General features: G+C 68.5%; 1 protein-coding gene. It reads left to right on the top strand.

Annotation, left to right across the window (positions count from 1 at the left end):
* Nucleotides 1-104: 104 nt before the first annotated feature.
* Nucleotides 105-1,271: condensation domain-containing protein (locus tag Q8791_RS31695; RefSeq protein WP_330095544.1), on the top strand; the 1,167-nt coding region annotated here is incomplete at its 3' end.

The raw sequence follows: 1,271 nt of genomic DNA on the forward strand, positions 1-1,271 counted from the left end.
TGGGTGAGTTGGTGGATCCGGTGGTGGTGCGGGAGCGGGTTGCGGGGGTGTTGCCGGGGTACATGGTTCCGGCTGTGGTGGTGGTGTTGTCGGGGGGGTTGCCGATGACCGTCAACGGCAAGCTCGATCGGGCGGCGTTGCCTGTCCCGGATTTCTCGGCGTTGGTCGCGGGTGGGGGTCGGAGCGCGCGTGGTGTGCGTGAGGAGGTGTTGTGCGCGTTGTTCGCCGGGGTGTTGGGGGTCGAGGGGGTGGGTGTCGATGATGATTTCTTTGTTCTGGGCGGCCACTCCCTCCTCGCGACTCGCCTGGCGAACCGGATTCGCAAGGTGATGGGTATCGACCTGGGGGCGCGGGTCGTGTTCGACGCACCGACCGTGGCCGAACTCGGTGAGGTTCTCCGCCAGTACTCACACACCGCTCTCCCCGTGTTGAGGCCGGCCGGAGCTCGGTCCGAGTCGACGCCGTTGTCGTTCGCGCAGCGTCGGTTGTGGTTCCTGTCCCGTCTTGAAGGGCCCTCGGCGACCTACAACGTCCCGGTCGTCACACGTCTGGACGGCCCCCTGGACACCACAGCACTGCACGCCGCCCTCAACGACGTCGTCCACCGCCACGAGGCGCTGCGGACCGTGTTCACCGAGCACGACGGGGAGCCCTCCCAAACGGTCCTGGCCCCGACCCCGGACCTGGTCGGACTACAGGTCACCGACTGCACCACCGACGAGGTGGAGGCACTGGTCGCCGAACATGCTGGGCACCTGTTCGACCTGGAAACCGACGTCCCCCTGCACGCCCACCTGCTGCGCACCGCCCCCGACCAGCACGTCCTGGTCCTGGTCGTGCACCACATCGCCGGAGACGGACAGTCCATGGGACCGCTCTCCCGCGACCTGGGCCAGGCCTACCAGGCCCGCCTCCAGGGACAGGCTCCCGGTTGGGATCCGCTGCCGGTGCAGTACGTGGACTACACCCTCTGGCAACGCGAACTCCTCGACCAACCACAGGAACAGGTCTCGGAGCAGACCCGGGCCCAGGGCCAGGAGCAAGGACAGGACCAACCACAAGGACAGACCCAGGATCCGGGGCAGGTCTCGGAGCAGGGACAGGGCCAGGAGCGGGACCGGGGTGCGGGGACCCTTGCCGAACGGGAACTGCACTACTGGCGTACCCGCCTGCAGGACCTCCCGGAGGAGTTGGTGCTGCCCACCGACCGGCCGCGCCCCCAGGTGTCGTCCTATCGGGGTGGGCGGGTCTCGCTCACGGTGGGCGCCCAG

This window comes from Nocardiopsis codii (assembly GCF_036327455.1).
Lineage (GTDB): Bacteria > Actinomycetota > Actinomycetes > Streptosporangiales > Streptosporangiaceae > Nocardiopsis > Nocardiopsis codii.